Source organism: Serratia quinivorans (assembly GCF_946227985.1).
GTDB lineage: Bacteria > Pseudomonadota > Gammaproteobacteria > Enterobacterales > Enterobacteriaceae > Serratia > Serratia quinivorans_A.
The window spans coordinates 261,394-278,505 of sequence record NZ_CAMKGL010000004.1; the positions used below are offsets into that span (position 1 = coordinate 261,394).

Annotated in this window: 19 protein-coding genes; 1 reads left to right on the top strand and 18 read right to left on the bottom strand. The window is 58.0% G+C overall.

All coding sequences use genetic code 11. The annotated features are described in order from the left end of the window. Window positions 1–3: 3 nt before the first annotated feature. From OCH02_RS14280 to OCH02_RS14340, 13 genes are all read right to left on the bottom strand, one after another. Entirely contained in the window at window positions 4–303 is a 300-nt protein-coding gene (locus OCH02_RS14280; RefSeq protein ID WP_261431784.1) for an addiction module antidote protein, read from the bottom strand. Between the two features lie 3 nt (window positions 304–306). After that, window positions 307–624 carry a type II toxin-antitoxin system RelE/ParE family toxin gene (locus OCH02_RS14285; RefSeq protein WP_112363120.1) on the bottom strand — a complete coding sequence of 106 codons (318 nt, stop codon included), beginning with the start codon at window positions 622–624 and terminating at the stop codon, window positions 307–309. A gap of 133 nt (window positions 625–757) precedes the next feature. Then, entirely contained in the window at window positions 758–1,273 is a 516-nt protein-coding gene (hpaC, locus tag OCH02_RS14290) for a 4-hydroxyphenylacetate 3-monooxygenase, reductase component (RefSeq protein WP_017891532.1), read from the bottom strand. Window positions 1,274–1,290: 17 nt separating this feature from the next. Beyond that, window positions 1,291–2,853 (bottom strand): 4-hydroxyphenylacetate 3-monooxygenase, oxygenase component, encoded by a 1,563-nt coding sequence (hpaB, locus tag OCH02_RS14295; protein ID WP_261109839.1) that lies wholly within the window; start codon window positions 2,851–2,853, stop codon window positions 1,291–1,293. A 301-nt stretch (window positions 2,854–3,154) separates the two neighbouring features. Continuing rightward, window positions 3,155–4,051, bottom strand: a complete 897-nt coding sequence (hpaA, locus tag OCH02_RS14300; protein WP_261431785.1) for a 4-hydroxyphenylacetate catabolism regulatory protein HpaA — start codon at window positions 4,049–4,051, stop codon at window positions 3,155–3,157. 157 nt (window positions 4,052–4,208) lie between these two features. After that, window positions 4,209–5,579: a 4-hydroxyphenylacetate permease gene (gene hpaX / locus OCH02_RS14305; RefSeq protein ID WP_261431786.1), complete on the bottom strand. Its 1,371-nt coding sequence runs from the start codon at window positions 5,577–5,579 to the stop codon at window positions 4,209–4,211. Between the two features lie 155 nt (window positions 5,580–5,734). Beyond that, the gene (hpaI, locus tag OCH02_RS14310) at window positions 5,735–6,529 is read right to left on the bottom strand and encodes a 4-hydroxy-2-oxoheptanedioate aldolase (protein WP_261431787.1); all 795 of its coding nucleotides are present in this window, start codon (window positions 6,527–6,529) and stop codon (window positions 5,735–5,737) included. 9 nt (window positions 6,530–6,538) lie between these two features. Then, entirely contained in the window at window positions 6,539–7,342 is an 804-nt protein-coding gene (gene hpaH, locus OCH02_RS14315) for a 2-oxo-hept-4-ene-1,7-dioate hydratase (RefSeq protein ID WP_012005083.1), read from the bottom strand. A 9-nt stretch (window positions 7,343–7,351) separates the two neighbouring features. Next, the gene (locus OCH02_RS14320; protein WP_261431788.1) at window positions 7,352–7,738 is read right to left on the bottom strand and encodes a 5-carboxymethyl-2-hydroxymuconate Delta-isomerase; all 387 of its coding nucleotides are present in this window, start codon (window positions 7,736–7,738) and stop codon (window positions 7,352–7,354) included. 9 nt (window positions 7,739–7,747) lie between these two features. After that, on the bottom strand, window positions 7,748–8,605 hold the full coding sequence (gene hpaD, locus OCH02_RS14325; protein ID WP_261431789.1) for a 3,4-dihydroxyphenylacetate 2,3-dioxygenase: 858 nt from the start codon (window positions 8,603–8,605) through the stop codon (window positions 7,748–7,750). Window positions 8,606–8,614: 9 nt separating this feature from the next. Continuing rightward, on the bottom strand, window positions 8,615–10,069 hold the full coding sequence (gene hpaE, locus OCH02_RS14330) for a 5-carboxymethyl-2-hydroxymuconate semialdehyde dehydrogenase (protein WP_261431790.1): 1,455 nt from the start codon (window positions 10,067–10,069) through the stop codon (window positions 8,615–8,617). Beyond that, the gene (locus OCH02_RS14335; protein ID WP_261431791.1) at window positions 10,066–10,830 is read right to left on the bottom strand and encodes a fumarylacetoacetate hydrolase family protein; all 765 of its coding nucleotides are present in this window, start codon (window positions 10,828–10,830) and stop codon (window positions 10,066–10,068) included. Before OCH02_RS14335 ends, hpaE begins: the two co-directional genes overlap by 4 nt. Beyond that, window positions 10,827–11,459 (bottom strand): fumarylacetoacetate hydrolase family protein, encoded by a 633-nt coding sequence (locus OCH02_RS14340; protein WP_261431792.1) that lies wholly within the window; start codon window positions 11,457–11,459, stop codon window positions 10,827–10,829. Before OCH02_RS14340 ends, OCH02_RS14335 begins: the two co-directional genes overlap by 4 nt. A 325-nt stretch (window positions 11,460–11,784) precedes the next feature. Here OCH02_RS14340 and hpaR point away from each other — a divergent pair, with 325 nt between their 5' ends. Continuing rightward, window positions 11,785–12,237, top strand: coding sequence for a homoprotocatechuate degradation operon regulator HpaR (gene hpaR, locus OCH02_RS14345; RefSeq protein WP_261431793.1), 453 nt, complete (start codon window positions 11,785–11,787; stop codon window positions 12,235–12,237). A gap of 122 nt (window positions 12,238–12,359) precedes the next feature. Here the strand turns inward: hpaR and OCH02_RS14350 are convergent, their stop codons facing one another. The 5 genes from OCH02_RS14350 to OCH02_RS14370 are packed head-to-tail and all read right to left on the bottom strand — an operon-like array spanning window position 12,360 to window position 16,794. Then, the gene (locus OCH02_RS14350; RefSeq protein WP_261431794.1) at window positions 12,360–13,151 is read right to left on the bottom strand and encodes an SDR family oxidoreductase; all 792 of its coding nucleotides are present in this window, start codon (window positions 13,149–13,151) and stop codon (window positions 12,360–12,362) included. A 4-nt stretch (window positions 13,152–13,155) separates the two neighbouring features. Continuing rightward, on the bottom strand, window positions 13,156–13,953 hold the full coding sequence (locus OCH02_RS14355) for a molybdenum cofactor biosynthesis F family protein (protein ID WP_261431795.1): 798 nt from the start codon (window positions 13,951–13,953) through the stop codon (window positions 13,156–13,158). A gap of 10 nt (window positions 13,954–13,963) precedes the next feature. After that, window positions 13,964–14,746 (bottom strand): SDR family NAD(P)-dependent oxidoreductase, encoded by a 783-nt coding sequence (locus OCH02_RS14360; protein ID WP_261431796.1) that lies wholly within the window; start codon window positions 14,744–14,746, stop codon window positions 13,964–13,966. Beyond that, complete coding sequence (locus OCH02_RS14365) at window positions 14,739–15,326, bottom strand: DUF3156 family protein (protein ID WP_261431797.1); 588 nt, start codon at window positions 15,324–15,326, stop codon at window positions 14,739–14,741. Before OCH02_RS14365 ends, OCH02_RS14360 begins: the two co-directional genes overlap by 8 nt. Continuing rightward, window positions 15,301–16,794 (bottom strand): APC family permease, encoded by a 1,494-nt coding sequence (locus tag OCH02_RS14370; protein WP_261431798.1) that lies wholly within the window; start codon window positions 16,792–16,794, stop codon window positions 15,301–15,303. Before OCH02_RS14370 ends, OCH02_RS14365 begins: the two co-directional genes overlap by 26 nt. Window positions 16,795–17,112: the final 318 nt, after the last annotated feature.

Consider the following 17,112-nt stretch of genomic DNA (forward strand, 5'->3'; position numbering starts at 1 on the left):
AAATCAAACTATTGAACTGAACTTCATACCAGAAGCATGCACGACACGAGTGATCGTCTTTAAGGTAGGGTTCCCTTTAGGCGATAGGGTGCGATACAGCGTTTCTCTGGATATGCCTGCCTTATCGGCAATAAACGCCATTCCACCATTGGCTTCAACAATGTGGCGTAATGCGATGAGGAACGCTGTTTCCCCCCCCTCTTCATCAAGCTCTTCTAATGCTGTTTTTAAATACGCGGCTGCAAAGGCCCGATCATTACGAATCATTTCAATAACAGACGCATCGTGATCACGGGATTTCATATATTACCTCGACTGATAATCTCTTAAATAAACTATGGCTTTCTCAATATCTGCCTGTTGTTTGCGTTTGTCACCCCCGGACAAAAGCAACAACGTGATATTTTCTATCTGAGCATAATAGACCCGATATCCTGGCCCTTGATCTATTCGAAGCTCCCAAACACCTTCTCGTAGAGGTTTACAATCGCCGAAGCTACCGGCAGATAATCGGTTAATTCGAGTAGTGATTTTTGCTTTTGCGATAGGATCTTTCAGCGAGTTAAGCCACTCCTGATAAGGGTCTTTACAATCGGCAGTAAGGTAATGAACTATTGTTTTCACTGGTGAAGTGTAGCTTTAAAGCTACAAAAAGCAAGCGTTAGGGTTGGTATCTATTCCAGATTAATGCTTCAAGCCCCGGTTAATTCCTTCAGTTAAAATCGTCGGGCGCAGCGGCGAGCTGCGCCCGATAGGGTCAGGCCAAAGCCAGCCTTTCGTGCATCACCGGATGGAAGTTGCGCTTGAAGTAGATCAGGCCGTTACCGGCCGCACTGACCACGATCTGGCGGATCTGTACCAGATACACCTGGTGGGTGCCGATGCTTTGGATCTGCTCGATCTCCCCTTCCAGGCTGGCCAGCGTGTTACGCAACACCGGTTGCCCCAGCGCACCACTCTGCCAGTCATCCAGACGGAAACGCTCTTCCATGCTGACCTCGGTCATTCCGGCAAAGTGACGTGCCATCAGCTCCTGCTCATGATTCAACACGTTGACGCACAGCCGTTGATTGGCCTGGAAAACCGGGTTCATCGCGCTGTTGCGGTTAATGCACACCAGCAGCGTCGGCGGCGTATCGGTCACCGAGCACACCGCGGTGGCGGTAATACCACAGCGTCCTGCCGGGCCGTCGGTAGTGACGATATTCACCGCGGCAGACAGGCTGGCCATGGCGTCGCGAAACAGCAGACGGTGTTCATTTTCCTGAGACATACAAACCTCCTGGCGGATCACTTAAGCAGTTTATCCAACTGATTAATATCGTCATTATTATGCAGATGCGGTACTTTCCAGCCGTGCTGGTCATAGTCGGACAGGCATTTGTCGACCATCTCCATCATCTTGCCCATGGTGCCGGATCCCTGCGCCTGACGCAGGCACTGCAGGCGGATCTCGTCCTGGCTGCCGGCATAGTTGATCTCATACAGTTCGTGACGGCCACCGAACTCACTGCCGATCGCATCCCACATCAGTTTGAGGATCTTGATGCGCTCGACGTGATCCATACCGTTGGATCCGCGCACATAGCGGGACAGATATTTGTCGATTTCCGGATTATTCATGTCGCGCACGCTGGACGGCAGGTAAATCAGGCCGCTGGTGACGTTCTTTTCGATAATGTTCTTTACCTTGGCGTAGGCCATCGGCGCCATCACACGATAAGTCTGCAGCGCGGCGGAATCCGGTAAATAGGCACCGTTTTCCCACTTGGTGGCCTCGGCGCACATCGCATCGGTCAGCGACCAGAACAGATTGCGCCAGGCCACCACTTCGCCGAGATCGGCCTGAACGCCACGGAACTCCAGCACGCCGGTACAGGCCAGGCTCTTTTGCAGCAGCGCGGTAATAAAGTCCATCTTCACCGCCAGACGAACACAGGCCTGCAGCGGGAACAACCGGGCGAAGCCGCCTTCGGTGCTCCAGCGGCGGCAACGATCGAAATCGCGGTAGATCAGCACGTTTTCCCATGGGATCAGCACATGATCCATAATCAGGATCGCATCGTTCTCATCAAAACGGCTCGAGAGCGGATAATCGAATGGCGATCCGGTGGCACCGGCGACCAGTTCATAAGAGGCGCGAGAGATCAACTTCACCCCTTCGGCGTCCATCGGTGCGACAAACATCAGCGCAAAGTCCGGGTTGTCGCCCATCACCTGAGCAGAACCGAAGCCGATAAAGTTGTAGTGGGTCAGCGCCGAGTTGGTCGCGACCACCTTGGCACCGCTGACGATAATGCCGGCGTCGGTTTCCTTCTCCACCTGAATAAATACGTCTTTCACTTCGTTGACCGGCTTGTGACGGTCGATCGGCGGGTTGACGATGGCGTGGTTAAAATACAGACCGGTTTCCTGAATGCGTTTGTACCAGTGGCGCGCATTGTCGGCGAACTGACCGTAAAACTCCGGGTTAGCGCCCAGCGCGGATCCGAAGGCCGCCTTGTAGTCCGGGGTGCGCCCCATCCAGCCGTAGCTCTGGCGAGACCAGTCGGCGATGGCGTCACGCTGCTGGCGCAGCTCATCCGGGCTGCGGGCGTAGCGGAAGAATTTGTGGGTGTAGCCGCCATTGCCGGTATCGGTACCCCAGCACAGACGGTCCTGGCTAACCGGATCGTGCAACGCGTCGTACAACTGACCGACCGAGGCCGCCGCGTTGCGGAATGCCGGATGGGTGGTAACGTCCTTCACCCGCTCGCCATAGATATAAATTTCGCGGCCGTCCTGCAAACTCTTCAGGTATTCGTCACCGGTGAACGGGCGTTTGTTGTCAGCACGAAAGTCTTCAGGTTTCATTAAGCGTTCCTCGTAATCGGCCTACCCTTCATATTTGAAGCTGCCGCGGTGTTGACTGCGCTCTCTCACCCGAATCACTCACCAAAGTCAGCTCATCGGGATGTGTTCACTGGTCGCCTTGCTGCAACTCCAACTATTTTGGTTAGCGCTAATATTGTTTGAACATTTCATTGTTAATAAAATGTTTTATTTTGGTTGCTTAATTGAAGCCTCCAACGCCGATTTCGAGAAGAGACTTTTGCGGCAATCGCCGGTACTTTTCAGGCAGCTTGGCCACTATCGCTGCAAACTGTGATCCAGCTTACGAAAGGGAATGTTGTGCGGCGCGGTAGCTCGAGGGGGAACAGCCTTCCAGCCGATTGAAAAAACGGGCGAAATAAGCCGGATCCTTAAAACCCAGGCTATAAGCGGTTTCATGCACCGTGCAGGCGCTAAACAGCAGCATACGTTTGGCTTCACGCAACAAGCGTTCGAATATCAGTCGTTTGGGGGGCTGATTGGCAAAACGCCGACACAGGTCATTGAGCCGCGATTCGGTGACGCCCAGCGCCTGGGCATAGTCCGGCACCGGCAGGTGCTCGCGGAAGCGCTCGTCCACCATCTTGTTGAAACGCTGGAATAATTTCAGCTCGCCGCGTACCCCACTGGCGGCAGAGTCCTCCAGAGACGCATTGCGCAACAGCAGGGTGAACACCGCCTGCGCCAGCAGCGCCAGCGTCTGTTCGCGACCGGGCAGGCGCTGGCTGAATTCGCGGCGGACAAGCGCCCAGTAATGGCTGAGCGCCGTCAGCTCCTGCGGCGCGTCCGCCATCGACAGACAAATGCCTGGCATGTCCAGCGCCAGATTACTGCCGGGGTACAAGCGTTCCAGCAGCGGCCAGATCAACTCCTGACGCACCGTCAGCACGTGGCCGTCGCTGTCCGGCTCGGTGAAAAACGCATGCGGCACCGAGGGTGGCGTGAGGATGAACAACGGTGCCTGCACCGAATAGTGTTGGCTGTCCAACTGCAGCTCAATCTTACCGGTCTCCAGAAAATGCACCTGGAAGTAACGGTCGTGCCAGTGCACCTGCATATCGCGACCAAAAAAGGCCGCCAGCCCGGCAAAGGTTTCGTAATGCACTTCATCGGTGGCATAACGCGCATCGTACTCTTTGCAAATATCAATATTGGCGATAAAACCGGTACTTTTCTGCACATCATCCTCCCTCAGCGATACGCCTTTTATTAGGCGTCATTGTCGCAGACAGTTTGGCCATGGACTGCGCACAGGAACCCAAGCGTACACCTAGTACGTAAGGGTTCCGAGCACTGCCCTAGGCCAAAATGGCAAGTAAAATAGCCTAATATCAGGCTTATGGCGTGGCCCGCGGCCGCGAACCCTGCATCGGGATACGCCAGACGATCAGCGCCCCCAGGATCAACAACGCCGCAACGAAATACAGGCCGGAGTTAAAGCTGCCGGTCAGATCCTTGAACCAGCCAATCAATAGCGGGCTGACCGCCGATCCTATATTGCCGGTGGCGTTGATCACCGCGATCCCGATCGCCCGCGCCTCCAGGCTGATCGACTGATCCGGCGTGGTCCAGAAAATTGCCATGGCGGTGAACGAGCCCACCGAAGCCATTACGATCCCCAACAGTTGGATCATGCTGTGATCGGTAGCCGAAGCCAGTAACCAACCGGCGGCGGCAAACAGGTACGGCAGCGCGGTATGGTGTTTTCGCTCCTGTAACCTATCCGAGCGTTTACTCCACCAGATCATGCCGGCGATGGTGCAGATCTGCGGGATCGCCGCCAGAATGCCAATCACAATGTTACTGCTGCCCTGGTTGAAGCTCTGCAGGATCTGCGGCGTCCAGATATTAATGGCGCTCAGGGTATTGGTCAGGCAGAAATAGGCCAGCGTGTACATCAGCACGATTGGCGTGAAGATTTCCCGCCACAGGTTGCGCTGCTGCATCGCCCGGTGGCTACCTGGCCCATTGGGCTGCACCAGTTGCAGCTTGTCGGCGTCCATCATGGCTTTCAGACTGGTTTTTTCTTCGTCGGTCAGCCATTTGGCCTTGGCCGGAGTATCGTCCAGGTAGAACCACACCACCACGCCCAACAGCACCGAAGGAATGCCCTCCACCAGGAACAGCCATTGCCACCCCTTGAGGTTCATCAACCCGTCCAGTGCCAGAATATAGCCGGACACCAGCGAGCCGATCGCCATCGTCACCGGCATGGCGATCATAAACAGCGCGTTGGCCCTGGCGCGGTAAAACGCCGGGAACCAGTAAGTGAGATACACCAGAATACCCGGCAGGAAACCGGCCTCGGTAATGCCGACGATCATCCGCAGCACATACAGACTGGTTGGCCCGGTGGCAAACAGGGTGCAGGTTGAGGCGATGCCCCACAGCACCATGATGGTGGCGATCCAGCGCCGCGCCCCGACGATCCCCAGCATGATATTGCTCGGGATACCGAAAATCACGTAGGTGACGTAGAACAGGGTCGCTGCCAGACCAAACATGGTCGAACTCAGCCCGAGATCCTTGCCCATCGTTAGCCCGGCAAAACCGATATTGATGCGGTCGAGGAAAGAGAAAACAAACAGCACAAACAGAAAAATAATCAGTCGCCGAAATAACTTTTTAATCACCGATTGTTCGGTGGCGGTTAACGCTTTATGTTGCTGCGCCGGGTTGACCGGCGGCAGCGAATCGACGTTACTCATGGTGTCTCCAGTAGGATTGCGTCCTATAACCATCATCTTTCACATCGCAGGGGGTTGCCTGCCTTCACTCACCCCAGTCACTTGGTGGGGCCAAGCTCCTGGGGCTTCATTCAGTTGCCGCCTACCTGCAACTTGAAATCCAAGGGGTATACAACCTAATAAACGCCCGGGGATTGCTCGGGAGGCTGGTGCTGCTTAAAGCGACCGGCCAGGGACTCCGCCGCCCGCGCCAACAGGGTGGTATCCACCCCTACCGCGACAAACAGCGCGCCGGACGCCAGATAATGCTGCGCCAGCTCCGGGTTAGCGGTCAGAATGCCCGGTGCCTTGCCGGCAGCGCTGATGCGCGCAATGGCATCGTCGATGGTGCGTTGCACCTCCGGTTGTTGTGGATTACCGGCATAACCCATGTCGGCACTGAGATCCGCCGGGCCGATAAACACCCCGTCGACGCCTTCCACCTGCAGGATCTCATCCAGGTTTTTCACCGCTTCACGAGTTTCGATCTGCACTAATACGCACATCTGCTCGTCAGCCCGTTGCAGATAATCCGGTACCCGATTCCAGCGTGACGCACGCGCCAGCGCACTGCCGACCCCGCGTATTCCCTGCGGCGGATAACGGGTGGCACGCACCGCTTCACGTGCCTGCTCGGCGTTTTGGATCATCGGGATCAGCAGCGTCTGCGCGCCGACGTCCAACAGTTGCTTAATCAGTACCGCGTCATTCCACGCCGGGCGTACCACCGGTTGGCTCGGATAAGGCGCGATCGCCTGCAACTGGCCCAGCACCGTTTGGACATTGTTAGGCGCGTGCTCGCCGTCGATCAGCAACCAGTCAAAGCCGGAGCCGGCCAACAGTTCAGCACTGTAGCTACTGCACAACCCCAGCCACAGGCCGATCTGCGGGCGTTTTTCCTGCAGCGCCTGCTTGAATGCGTTGGTTAACATGATGTTCTCCTAAACAAACCGGCAGCTAATGCAGCCCATCGGGCCGTAATCGGCATGGAAGGTATCGCCGCGTCGTGCAGCCACCGGCCGGGTAAAGGAACCGCCGAGGATCACCTGTCCGGCTTCCAGCTCCACGTCATACGGGAACAGCTTGTTGGCCAGCCAGGCCACGCCGTTGGCCGGATGGTTCAACACCGCCGCCGCCACGCCGGATTCTTCGATCACGCCGTTTCGATACAGCAGCGCACTGATCCAACGCAGATCCAGCGCATCCGGTTTAATCGGCCGGCCCCCCATCACCACACCGGCATTGGCGGCGTTATCGGAGATAGTGTCGAACACTTTGCGCGGCCGCTGCGTTTCCGGATCGACGTTATGGCTGCGCGCATCGATGATTTCCAGAGCCGGGATGATGTAGTCGGTCGCGTTATAAACGTCGAACAGCGTGCAGTTCGGCCCGCGCAGCGGTTTGGCCAGCACAAATGCCAGTTCAACCTCGACGCGCGGCACGATAAAGCGATCGATCGGAATATCGCTGCCGTCGTTGAAAAACATGTCGTCCAGCAACGCACCGAAATCCGGCTCGGTGATTTGCGAACTGACCTGCATGGCGCGCGACGTCAGGCCGATTTTATGGCCCTTCAACGTGCGGCCTTCGGCGATTTTCAGCGCTACCCACTGCCGCTGAATGGCGTAAGCGTCTTCGATGGTGATCTCGGGATGATCCAGCGACAGCGCACGGATCTGCTCGCGGTTCTGTTCCGCCTGATGCAAACGCTGCACGGCACGGCTAACCAGCTCTTTATTCAACATGGAGGCCCCTTACTCTTTACGAAATAGCGCGTGGACATTGTTTTGCTTGTAGTTCAGCACCGGATGCAGTTCTTCCATGGTGAACGACAGCGCCAGAAAGCGGTTGGCCATCAGTTCGGCGAAGTGCTCGGCGATCAGGCTGAACAGCATCTCCCCTACCTGCTCACGGCTTTCCAGACTGCGGCCGTGGCCGATCTTCAATGTCATATGCACGAAAGCGTAATCCCGCTGGCCATCGGCCATCTGCCAGGTATCCAGCCAGATGGCACGGCTGCGCACCCCGGCCAGTGGGAAAATACCGGTGTCCGCCAGCGCCTGATTGACCTTGGCGAACAGCGCGGGCAAATCCGCTTCATGGCGGATATTGTCAGTACATTCAGCGTAAAAATGGGGCATCGGTGATCCTTAGGCTTCGGCCCGCAGCGGGAAGATGGCATTGACTTGCCCGGTGCCGGAACTGGCAAACAGCGGGGTAACAAACTCCACTTTGCCGTCATATTTGTCCCAGCCCAGCAGACCGAGCAGCATCACGGTGTCATGCATGTTGCCCTCGCCGTAGCAGTAGTCGGCGTACTCCGGCAGCATTTCGCAAAACTCGCGAAAGCGCCCTTCTTCCCACAGCTTGACCACCCGTTCATCCATCTGCTGGTCAAACTGACGGGTGTAGCTGTTCATGCCTTCTTCGGCACGCTGGTCGTCGATGAAACGGTGTGAAAGCGAACCGCTGGCCAATACCGCCACCGTGCCGTCGTATTTCTCAATCGCGGTTTTGATCGCCTCACCCAACCGGCGGCTGTCGGCAAAGTCATGCACGGTGCAAAACGCCGAAATCGAGATCACCTTGAAATGTTTGTCGCTGTTCATGTAGCGCATCGGCACCAGCGTGCCGTACTCCAGCTTCAGGCTTGGGATCTCATGCGCTTTGGCGCGTACCCCAAGTTTGCAGGCTTCAGCGGCAATCAACTGACCCAGTGCCGGGTTGCCTTCGTATTCGTAGGTCATGTCGCGGATAAAGTGCGGCAGTTCATTGCTGGTATACAACCCTTCGAAATGCGGGCTGCAGTTGATGTGATAGGCGCTGTTCACCAGCCAGTGGGTGTCGAACACAATAATGGTGTCGACGCCCATTTCACGGCAGCGCGCGCTGATCTCTTTGTGACCGTCGATCGCCGCCTGGCGGCAACCGTGGTTTTTTCCTGGCATTTCCGACAGATACATTGACGGCACATGAGTGATCTTTGCTGCTAAAGCCAATTTGCCCATATAACCCTCCTAGACGCCCCAGCGTGGGATCGGGTGATCCCCCATGGAAATACACACGTTCTTCATCTCGGCGAACACTTCGAAGCTGTATTCCCCGCCTTCGCGGCCGGTGCCGGACGATTTCACGCCGCCAAATGGCTGGCGCAGATCGCGTACGTTTTGGGTGTTGACGAAAACCATGCCCGCTTCAATATTGCGAGCCAGACGCAGCACCTTGCTCACATCCTGCGTCCAGATATACGACGCCAGGCCGTACTCCACGTCGTTGGCCATGCGCAGGCCGTCTTCTTCTGATTTGAACGGCAGCAGGCAGGCCACCGGCCCGAAAATCTCCTCCTGCGCAATGCGCATCCGGTTGTCGACATCCGCCAGCACCGTCGGGCGCAGGAAATTGCCGTGGCTCAGACCGGTCGGCTTATCCGGGCCGCCCGCCAGCAGGGTTGCCCCTTCTTCGATGCCAAGGCGGATATAGCCGGAAACTTTTTCCCAGTGCTGCGGGCTGATCAACGCCCCGACCTGGGTGTTGGGGTCTTGTGGATCCCCCACTCGCAGGCGGTTGGCGCGCTCGGCGAAGCGTTTGACGAATTCCGGGTAGATGCTTTCCTGAATAAAGATGCGCGACCCGGCGGTGCAGCGTTCACCGTTGATCGAGAAAATGGTGAACAACGCGGCATCCAGCGCGCGTTCGATGTCGGCATCCTCAAAAATCAGCACCGGCGATTTGCCGCCCAGCTCCATGGAAAACTTCTTCAGCCCGGCGCTTTCAATAATCCGGCGACCGGTAGCGGTGCCGCCGGTAAAGGACACGGCGCGCACGTCTTTATGGCGCACCAATGCATCCCCGGCAGTCGCGCCGTAACCCTGCACCACGTTAAGCACCCCGGCCGGAATGCCGGCTTCCAGCGCCAGTTCGCCCAGACGATCGGCGGTCAACGGCGAGAGCTCGGACATCTTCAGCACCGCGGTGTTGCCCAGCGCCAGGCAGGGCGCGGTTTTCCAGGTAGCGGTCATGAAAGGCACGTTCCACGGCGACACCAGTGCACATACCCCGACCGGCTGGATCAGCGTGTAGTTGAGCATCTTGTCGTCCACCGGGTAGGTACGGCCATTCATCTGCTGACAGATCTCGGCGAAGAACTCAAAGTTGTGCGAGGCGCGCGGGATCAGTACGTTTTTGGTTTGGTGGATCGGCAAGCCGGTATCGGCGGTTTCCATCTCGGCGATCTGCGGCACGTTCTCGTCGATCAGCTCACCCAGTCGACGCATCAGGCGCGCACGCTCTTTCATTGGCGTATTGGCCCATTTCGGGAAGGCCGCCTTGGCGGCAGCCACCGCCTGGTCGATTTCCAGCTGTCCGCCGGACGCCACTTCCGCCAGCACCTCACCGTTGGCCGGGTTGGTGGTGGTGAAATACTCTTTGCTGGCTACGTTTTTACCGTTAATCCAATGGTTGATGGTTTTCATCGCAGGCTTTCCTCGTAATCTTTTTCACTGATGATGTGGTTAACCAGCCGGCCAATGCCCTCGATCTCCACCACCACTTCGTCACCCGGCTGCACGTCGGCCAAGCCTTTCGGCGTGCCGGTGGCGATCATGTCGCCCGGCTGCAGCGTCATAAATTCGCTCAGGTAACTGATCAAATAAGGGATATCAAAAATCATGTCGCCGGTACTGCCGCGCTGGCGCAGCTCACCGTTGACGTAAGTGCTGAGCGCCAGACGGTGCGGATCGGCGATATCATCGCGATCGACGATATACGGCCCAATCGGCGTCAGGGTGTCTCGGCTTTTCACCCGCAGGTTGGGACGGTAATAGTTTTCCAGATAGTCGCGGATGGCGTAGTCGTTACACAGGGTGTACCCCGCCACATGGTCCATGGCGTTCTCACGGCTGACGTTGCGTGCGGTTTTGCCGATCACCGCCACCAGCTCGGCTTCGTAGTGCATATACTCGACGTCGGCCGGGCGCACCGATACCTGACGGTGGCCGGTCAGGGTGTTGGGGGCCTTCAGGAACACCAGCGGTTCTTCCGGCGCCTTGAATTCCAGCTCGCTGGCGTGGTCGGCATAGTTCAGGCCCAGGGCAAATACCGTGCCCTGCGCCGGTGGCAACCACTCGACGTCCAGTTCATTGAGCACGCTGCCATCAGGCAGGGTGACGCGCAGTTGCTGGTCAACGCTGACGTTAAAGATTTGGCCGTGATGGCGAATACGGGCGTGTTTCATGATGCTCCTCCTGCCTGCGTCACGCGGTTGGTCAGGGTCGGCAGACCGGCGGCGCGTACCGTCACTTCATCCCCCGGTTTGATCTCCACCCGTTGGTGCGGCGTGCCGATCAGCACCGCGTCACCCGGCTGCAGGGTAATAAAATCGCTGATGGCGGCGATCAGTTCCGGCACCGAACGCACCAGATCGGCCGTTGACCAGCGATCCTGCTCCACCCCATTGATTTCGGTGATAATTTCCAGCCGGTCGCTGGTTGCCAGCTGGCCGATCTCCCCCAGCGGACAAAAACCGTCACGGCATTTGGCTTTGATCGCCGGGCGGTAAAAACTGCTTTCCGGCAGGCTGACGTCATTGGCCAGCGCGTAGCCGGCCAGATAGTCGGCTACCCGCCCGACCGGCACCTTGCGGGCGGTATTGCCAATAACCACCGCCAGCGTCGCGCCGCTTTGTACTTGCTCACCGGCAGGAAACGGGATCGCTCCGCCGTTGGCCAGGTGGGTATTGCGGGGTTTGATAAACCACACCGGGGTCTTCGGCGGGGTTTTATAAGGTGGCTGATGAAACGCCTGATCCCAGGCGTCCATCTGGCTGCGGTGGTTCAACGCGACGGAAAATACGGTGCCTTTCATGCAAACTCCTTTCAATGACAGAACATGACAACCGGCATTCATTAATATGTTAATGATTACTTTTATACGCTGTTCAGCTTTTACGCAACGCGGGAGGATTGATTTGTGATCGTGATAACAAAATATTCACAATCCGTGAACATTAGCGTGATTATTCAACGCATTAATCATTTTCAGGCGATTTTTCCACCCGTAGGTACATTTTCGCTTTATCCGGCAAGGTAAATCTGGCTACTATTAAGTTATTAATAAATCCAGGCAGCGCATTGCGTTCCCAGCGATCAGCGCCGGAATAACAAACACCTTGATAGCAAAGGCTAAATCTATGCATGAATCCTTAACTATTGCCCTGCTGCAGGCGCGTGAAACCGCCATGGGGTTTTTCCGCCCGATCCTGAAAAGCCATAATCTGACCGAGCAGCAGTGGCGCATCATTCGCGTGCTGGCCAATAGCCGCTCTATTGAGTTCCATGAACTGGCTGCAGAAACCTGCATCCTGCGCCCCAGTCTCACCGGCATCCTTTCGCGCATGGAGCGCGACAAGCTGATCTTCCGCCTGAAGCCGGTTAACGATCAGCGCAAGCTGTATGTGTCGCTGACCCAGCAGGGCCAGGAGCTGTATGAAGTGGCGCGCCATCAGGTGGAACAGGGCTACGCGGAGATTGAAGCCGCCTTTTCGCAGCAGAAAATGGGCCAACTGATGACGTTGCTGGACGAACTGATCCGGCTTGGCGACCAGCTGCCCACCAACGTGACCGCCCATCCGACAAAGAAATGATCCTTCCGATTATCATCCTCTAATTAATTGGCGTTGCAGCTAGGCGGCCAGGGCGCGAGTCCCCAGGAGCTTACTTAAGTAAGTGACTGGGGTGAGCGCATGCAACCAACAACGCTGCAACGTCAAGAAAGAGGAGGATGCGCCTCGGGGAGTAATGCGCCGCCGTCCACCACCAGCGTTTGGCCGGTGATATAGGCCGCCGCCGGAGAGGCGAGAAACACCATTGCCGCCGCGATGTCCTCCGGCTCCCCCAGCCGCCCGAGCGGCACCGCGGCGGCAATCGCCTGATTGACCGCCGCGCCCCCCAGGTTGGCCATGGCCGGCGTGCGGATCATCCCCGGCTCCACGCCATTGACCCGAATGCCCGCCGTTGCCAGCTCCAGCGCCGCCGCCCGAATAAAACCGTTCACCCCGGCCTTAGAGGCGGCATAGTGCGCCAGCCCCGGATAAGCCACCCGTGGCCCGGTCACCGACGAGGTCACCAGAATGCTACCGCCGCCCTGGCGCTGCATCCACGGCAACGCCGCCTGCGCCAGAAAAAACGGTGCCATCAGATTGACGCTCAGCGTGCGTTGCAACAGCACCACGTCAATCTCAGCAAAAGGGGTCAACGGGAAGTAGGCCGCGTTGTGAACCACCACATCCAACCGCTGATGCTGCTGCCCCACCGCCGCCACCCGTTCGGCTATTTGCCCAGGGTCGGCCAGATCGCAGGCCACCGCCTGCACCCGCCAGCCCTGCTGCTGCAGCGTCTCGGCGGCATCCTGCGCCTTTTGCAGTTGCAGATCCGCCATCACCACCGTCGCCCCCAACCGGGCAAAGGCGCTGACAATCGCCAGCCCAATGCCCTGAGCGCCGCCGGTCACCAGCACCACCTGACCGCTAAAGGCATCGGCCGCATAAGTTGTCTTCATCGGCCTATCCCTGTGGATGACGAGTGGTGTTCAGCACCTGCGCATGGGCTCCCACGGCAAAATTGCTCAGCGCGCTGAAATCGCTGCCCTGATAACCGAGGATCTTGCCGTCGGTGCGCATGCCCTGCAGATCAATCATCACCACGCCCAGCGTCGGCACGATCTTCTCGCGCCACACGAACAGGTAAAGTTTTTCAGCCACCTTCACGTAATGACAACGATCGACGTCCGCCAACCCTTTCTCCACCCCATCCAGACACTGCCAGGCGTAAAAATTGTCGTTCAGGTAGATATGTTCGTAACGTTCGGTCGGGCTGTAGGTGTACATATTGCGCATACCGATTAACTCATCGGTGAAATGCGGCGGCGCAACGGTAGCGTCATCCAGCGTGCCGAAATGGAACTCCGCATTGACCGCCGTCAGCGGCAACCTTTGTTCTACGCGGCTGAAAGCGTCCAGACGGGTTTGCTGTTCGTCCGGCAACTGGCCGTAGACCGCCGTGAAATTGCCCTGATTGCGATCGCACACCAGCGTAATACTGGCGTTATCCTGCCCAGGATCGAGAAAATCAATAAACAAAATGCCAGGACGAATACTGGTGGCGCGATAAGCGATGCCCCGATACTCGCCCCAGCTCAGCGTCTGCTGATCGACGAAATGACAGCTCAGCGTTTCCCCGTCGGCAAAGCGCAATGCCAGCGTGGTGCCGCTCAGGCCGTGCTGCTGTTCCAGCGTATTGCTGTGCGGCGCAAAACCTTCCGCCAGTGCGCCAACCTGAATGAATATCGCTTCTGTACTCATTTGCTGCTCCTTAAAGGGAAGTAAATGCCAAAGTCGGCACGTCGACAATGGTTGAGCCACCGTCGGCCACCAGCGCCGCGCCGGTAATAATTGATGCCTCGGCCGAACAGAGAAAACGGCAGATGCCGGCGATTTCTTCAGCACTGGCCGGGCGACGTAACGGCACATCGCGGCACACCCGCTGGTAGGCTTGTTCCAGCGTCAGTTGGTGCGCAGCCATCAACGGCTGCATCTCTTCATCCGCCATCGGCGTCGTCACCCAACCAGGGCACACCGCGTTGGCGCGCACCCCCAGCGGGCCATAATCACGGGCGATAGATCGCATCAGCCCGATCAGCGCATGTTTGGCAGTCACATAACCGCAGACTTCCGGCCCGGCGGCCAATGAAGCAATAGAGGCGACAAACAGCAGGTTGCCGCCGCTTTTCACCAGTTCCGGCAGGCAGGCGCGGGCGCTGGCAAAAGCGCTGTTGAGATTGCTGTCCAGCGCCTGTCGCCAGGCATCGTCACCCATCTCGGTAATGCGCCCCACCCCCATGCCGCCGGCGCAGCCGATCAGGCAGTCGATGCGCCCGGCCTGTTGCAAAATGGCCGGCAGCAGCAGGCTTTGCCAACATTCCCCGCTGGCGGCGTCGCCGACCAACGCCTGAGCGCCAATCTCGTCCGCCAGCGCAGCCAGCGGTTCACGGCGGCGGCCGATGATAAACACCCGATCGCCGTGGGCTGCCAATAACCGGGCGCAGGCGGCCCCTACCCCGGTGCCGCCACCGGTAATCACCACCACTCTACTCATCGATTTTCTCCATCAATTGGCCGATCATCAGCAAGCTGCTGAGCAGTAACCGCCGTTGCTCCGGCTCCAGCCGCAGATAGCGACGGCCGGCCGGCAAACGGCTGACCACTTCTGACGCGGCAAAATGTTCGATCTCCAACCGCCAACGACCGGCAACTACCGTCAGTTGAACACGGCGAAAATCAAGCTGCTCCAGCGTTTGGCCAATCTGCGGATAACGCTGCAGGGCGGCGATCACCCGTTGCGCCGTTGCGTCATTCCGGCTGGCGCGATAAACCACGCCGCTTCGCCGTAGCCATCCCCCGGCGGTAATACGCAGCGTCAGTGGCTCTGTCAGCCGACAGTCCCCCTGCCGTTGAAATCGCTGGCTGACGATATGTGCCATAAACAGCGCGCTAACCTGTTCGCTGATATCGACAACCGGCCCCTGTGGCAACGTCAGTCGCAGCAGGCACGGCGCAACGCGCTCGCAGGCGTAGGGCTGCAGGTTGTTCGCCAAGCGGCTGAGGGTCACCCCGGGCTGATAGCCTGTGGGCGTTCGCTGCCACAGGCGGTTAAATGAGGGAAGTAAGCCGATCAAACTGCGCCTCCTCGTTTTCTGCCTTGGCAAAAGCGGTTTCCAGCACCTGCTCAACCGGCACCGGTTTGAACGGGTTGACCTTCTGCACGCACAGGGTCCAAAACAGTGCGTAAGCGGCTGTCAGGCCAATCATGATGCTAAAAGGGATATACACCGCGCGCGGGTTCATGCCTGGCGGAGTGATATAGATAATCGCCAGCACGATACCGACGCTGGAGACGATTTGCGGCAGCGGGAACCAGGGCGATTTGTAAGCGCGCGGCAGATCCGGACGGCGGATCCGCAGGATCACCACCGAGCAGGTCACCAGCAGATAGGCCACGCCCCAGGCGCACACCGCCGCCAGCACCAGCGGAATAATACGGTCGAGATTGCCCTGAATGGCAAAGGCGTGCACACAGGGGATCAACACCGCCACCAGGATCCCCACCACCGGAGTTTTAAAACGCGGGTGCAGATAAGCGAAGATGCGTGGCAGCGCGCCATCCAGCGCCATCCCGTAGAGAATACGTGGCACCGCCGCCATCAGCGTGTTGATGGTCGCCGCCCCGGCCAGCAGCAGCCCGATGCCCAGCCAGTATTTGCCGAATTCCCCCATCACCTGGCCGGCAAAGGCCGGAATGGCCATCGGCGTGTCCAGCAGATGAACGCCATTGGCGGCATCCAGCAGCACGTTTTCCACCTGGTGGCTGAGCGCTGCGCCATATAACGCCATGCAAACCGCTACGCCGCATAGCCCCAGCGACATGGCTCGCGGGATCACGCTGGCGGAGCGTTTGATCTCCGGCGCCATCGGCGTAACCAGTTCGCAGCCGACGAACATAAACATCGCCATACCGATCAGGCTAAATACCGCGAACGGATCGTTCAGGCTCAGCGTGCTGCCGAACCAGCCTTCCAGCGGTACCGCATGCGGTGACAACAGGCCGGCAATGCCGAAGATCACCAGCGTGCTCCACATGGCGAAGGTCAGCACGATTTCCGCCTTACCGAACGCCTCGATGCCGAAAGCGTTGAGGATGCCGAACACAATCACCAGCCCAACCCCGACCATCCAGGAGGCATTGTGGGTTTCCATCAGGGTGTTGAGGTGCTCGAAGTTCACCAGCGCCATGATGCCGGAGAGAATGGTTTCGGCGGTACCGGCAAAGATGTGCACGATCAGGTAGGCCGACAGTGCGCCGGTAATGGCAAAAAAGCGCCCCATGCCGCAGGCGATGTAGTCATATACCGAGCCGGAAGTCGGCAGTATCGCCGCCGCCTCGGAGAAGGTGGTGAGCTGGGCTTGCATCATGATAAAGGCGATCAGCATCGCCAGCACGAAGGTATCACCGCCGATACCGAAACCGCTGGTGACGGTGAGGATCACCGGACTGGCCATAATCACCCCGACCGAACTGGCCAGCGTGGTAGGGAATCCGACCTTGCCCCGCTCAAGATGGGCGTGAAGCCGCGACGACAGGTTCATGGGTATTTCCTCTTATAGTTTTATCGTTTTGCCCTGATGTTGCATTTGCAGGTATAGCGTCGCCAGTGGCGGCAATATCACTATAGAGAGGAAAAGAAAATGCTGACTATCGTCCTTAAGAACGAGAGAGTTTGATCGCAAAGTTGCTGTTTAGCTCGAGATACCCGGGCCTAGCGCACCGAGGGGGTATTATGGGACACATCCGTGTGTCCCCCTCTTCGGGCCGACGAAGTCGTTCCAATTTGCTCCCGGCAAATTGGTCGGCGGCTGCGCCGCTACGACCCCTTCGGCACGCTCTCCCTAATAACGGGCTTTTTA

Bases quoted from the DNA above. Each gene is read 5' to 3' on its own strand.
- OCH02_RS14335 (WP_261431791.1), bottom strand. From the start codon at position 10,830: ATGAAACACGCCCGTATTCGCCATCACGGCCAAATCTTTAACGTCAGC.
- hpaE (WP_261431790.1), bottom strand. From the start codon at position 10,069: ATGAAAACCATCAACCATTGGATTAACGGTAAAAACGTAGCCAGCAAA.
- OCH02_RS14350 (WP_261431794.1), bottom strand. From the start codon at position 13,151: ATGAAGACAACTTATGCGGCCGATGCCTTTAGCGGTCAGGTGGTGCTG.
- hpaD (WP_261431789.1), bottom strand. From the start codon at position 8,605: ATGGGCAAATTGGCTTTAGCAGCAAAGATCACTCATGTGCCGTCAATG.
- OCH02_RS14340 (WP_261431792.1), bottom strand. From the start codon at position 11,459: ATGAAAGGCACCGTATTTTCCGTCGCGTTGAACCACCGCAGCCAGATG.
- OCH02_RS14320 (WP_261431788.1), bottom strand. From the start codon at position 7,738: ATGCCCCATTTTTACGCTGAATGTACTGACAATATCCGCCATGAAGCG.
- OCH02_RS14355 (WP_261431795.1), bottom strand. From the start codon at position 13,953: ATGAGTACAGAAGCGATATTCATTCAGGTTGGCGCACTGGCGGAAGGT.
- OCH02_RS14370 (WP_261431798.1), bottom strand. From the start codon at position 16,794: ATGAACCTGTCGTCGCGGCTTCACGCCCATCTTGAGCGGGGCAAGGTC.
- hpaX (WP_261431786.1), bottom strand. From the start codon at position 5,579: ATGAGTAACGTCGATTCGCTGCCGCCGGTCAACCCGGCGCAGCAACAT.
- hpaR (WP_261431793.1), top strand. From the start codon at position 11,785: ATGCATGAATCCTTAACTATTGCCCTGCTGCAGGCGCGTGAAACCGCC.
- hpaH (WP_012005083.1), bottom strand. From the start codon at position 7,342: ATGTTGAATAAAGAGCTGGTTAGCCGTGCCGTGCAGCGTTTGCATCAG.
- OCH02_RS14360 (WP_261431796.1), bottom strand. From the start codon at position 14,746: ATGAGTAGAGTGGTGGTGATTACCGGTGGCGGCACCGGGGTAGGGGCC.
- hpaI (WP_261431787.1), bottom strand. From the start codon at position 6,529: ATGTTAACCAACGCATTCAAGCAGGCGCTGCAGGAAAAACGCCCGCAG.
- hpaC (WP_017891532.1), bottom strand. From the start codon at position 1,273: ATGTCTCAGGAAAATGAACACCGTCTGCTGTTTCGCGACGCCATGGCC.
- OCH02_RS14280 (WP_261431784.1), bottom strand. From the start codon at position 303: ATGAAATCCCGTGATCACGATGCGTCTGTTATTGAAATGATTCGTAAT.
- hpaB (WP_261109839.1), bottom strand. From the start codon at position 2,853: ATGAAACCTGAAGACTTTCGTGCTGACAACAAACGCCCGTTCACCGGT.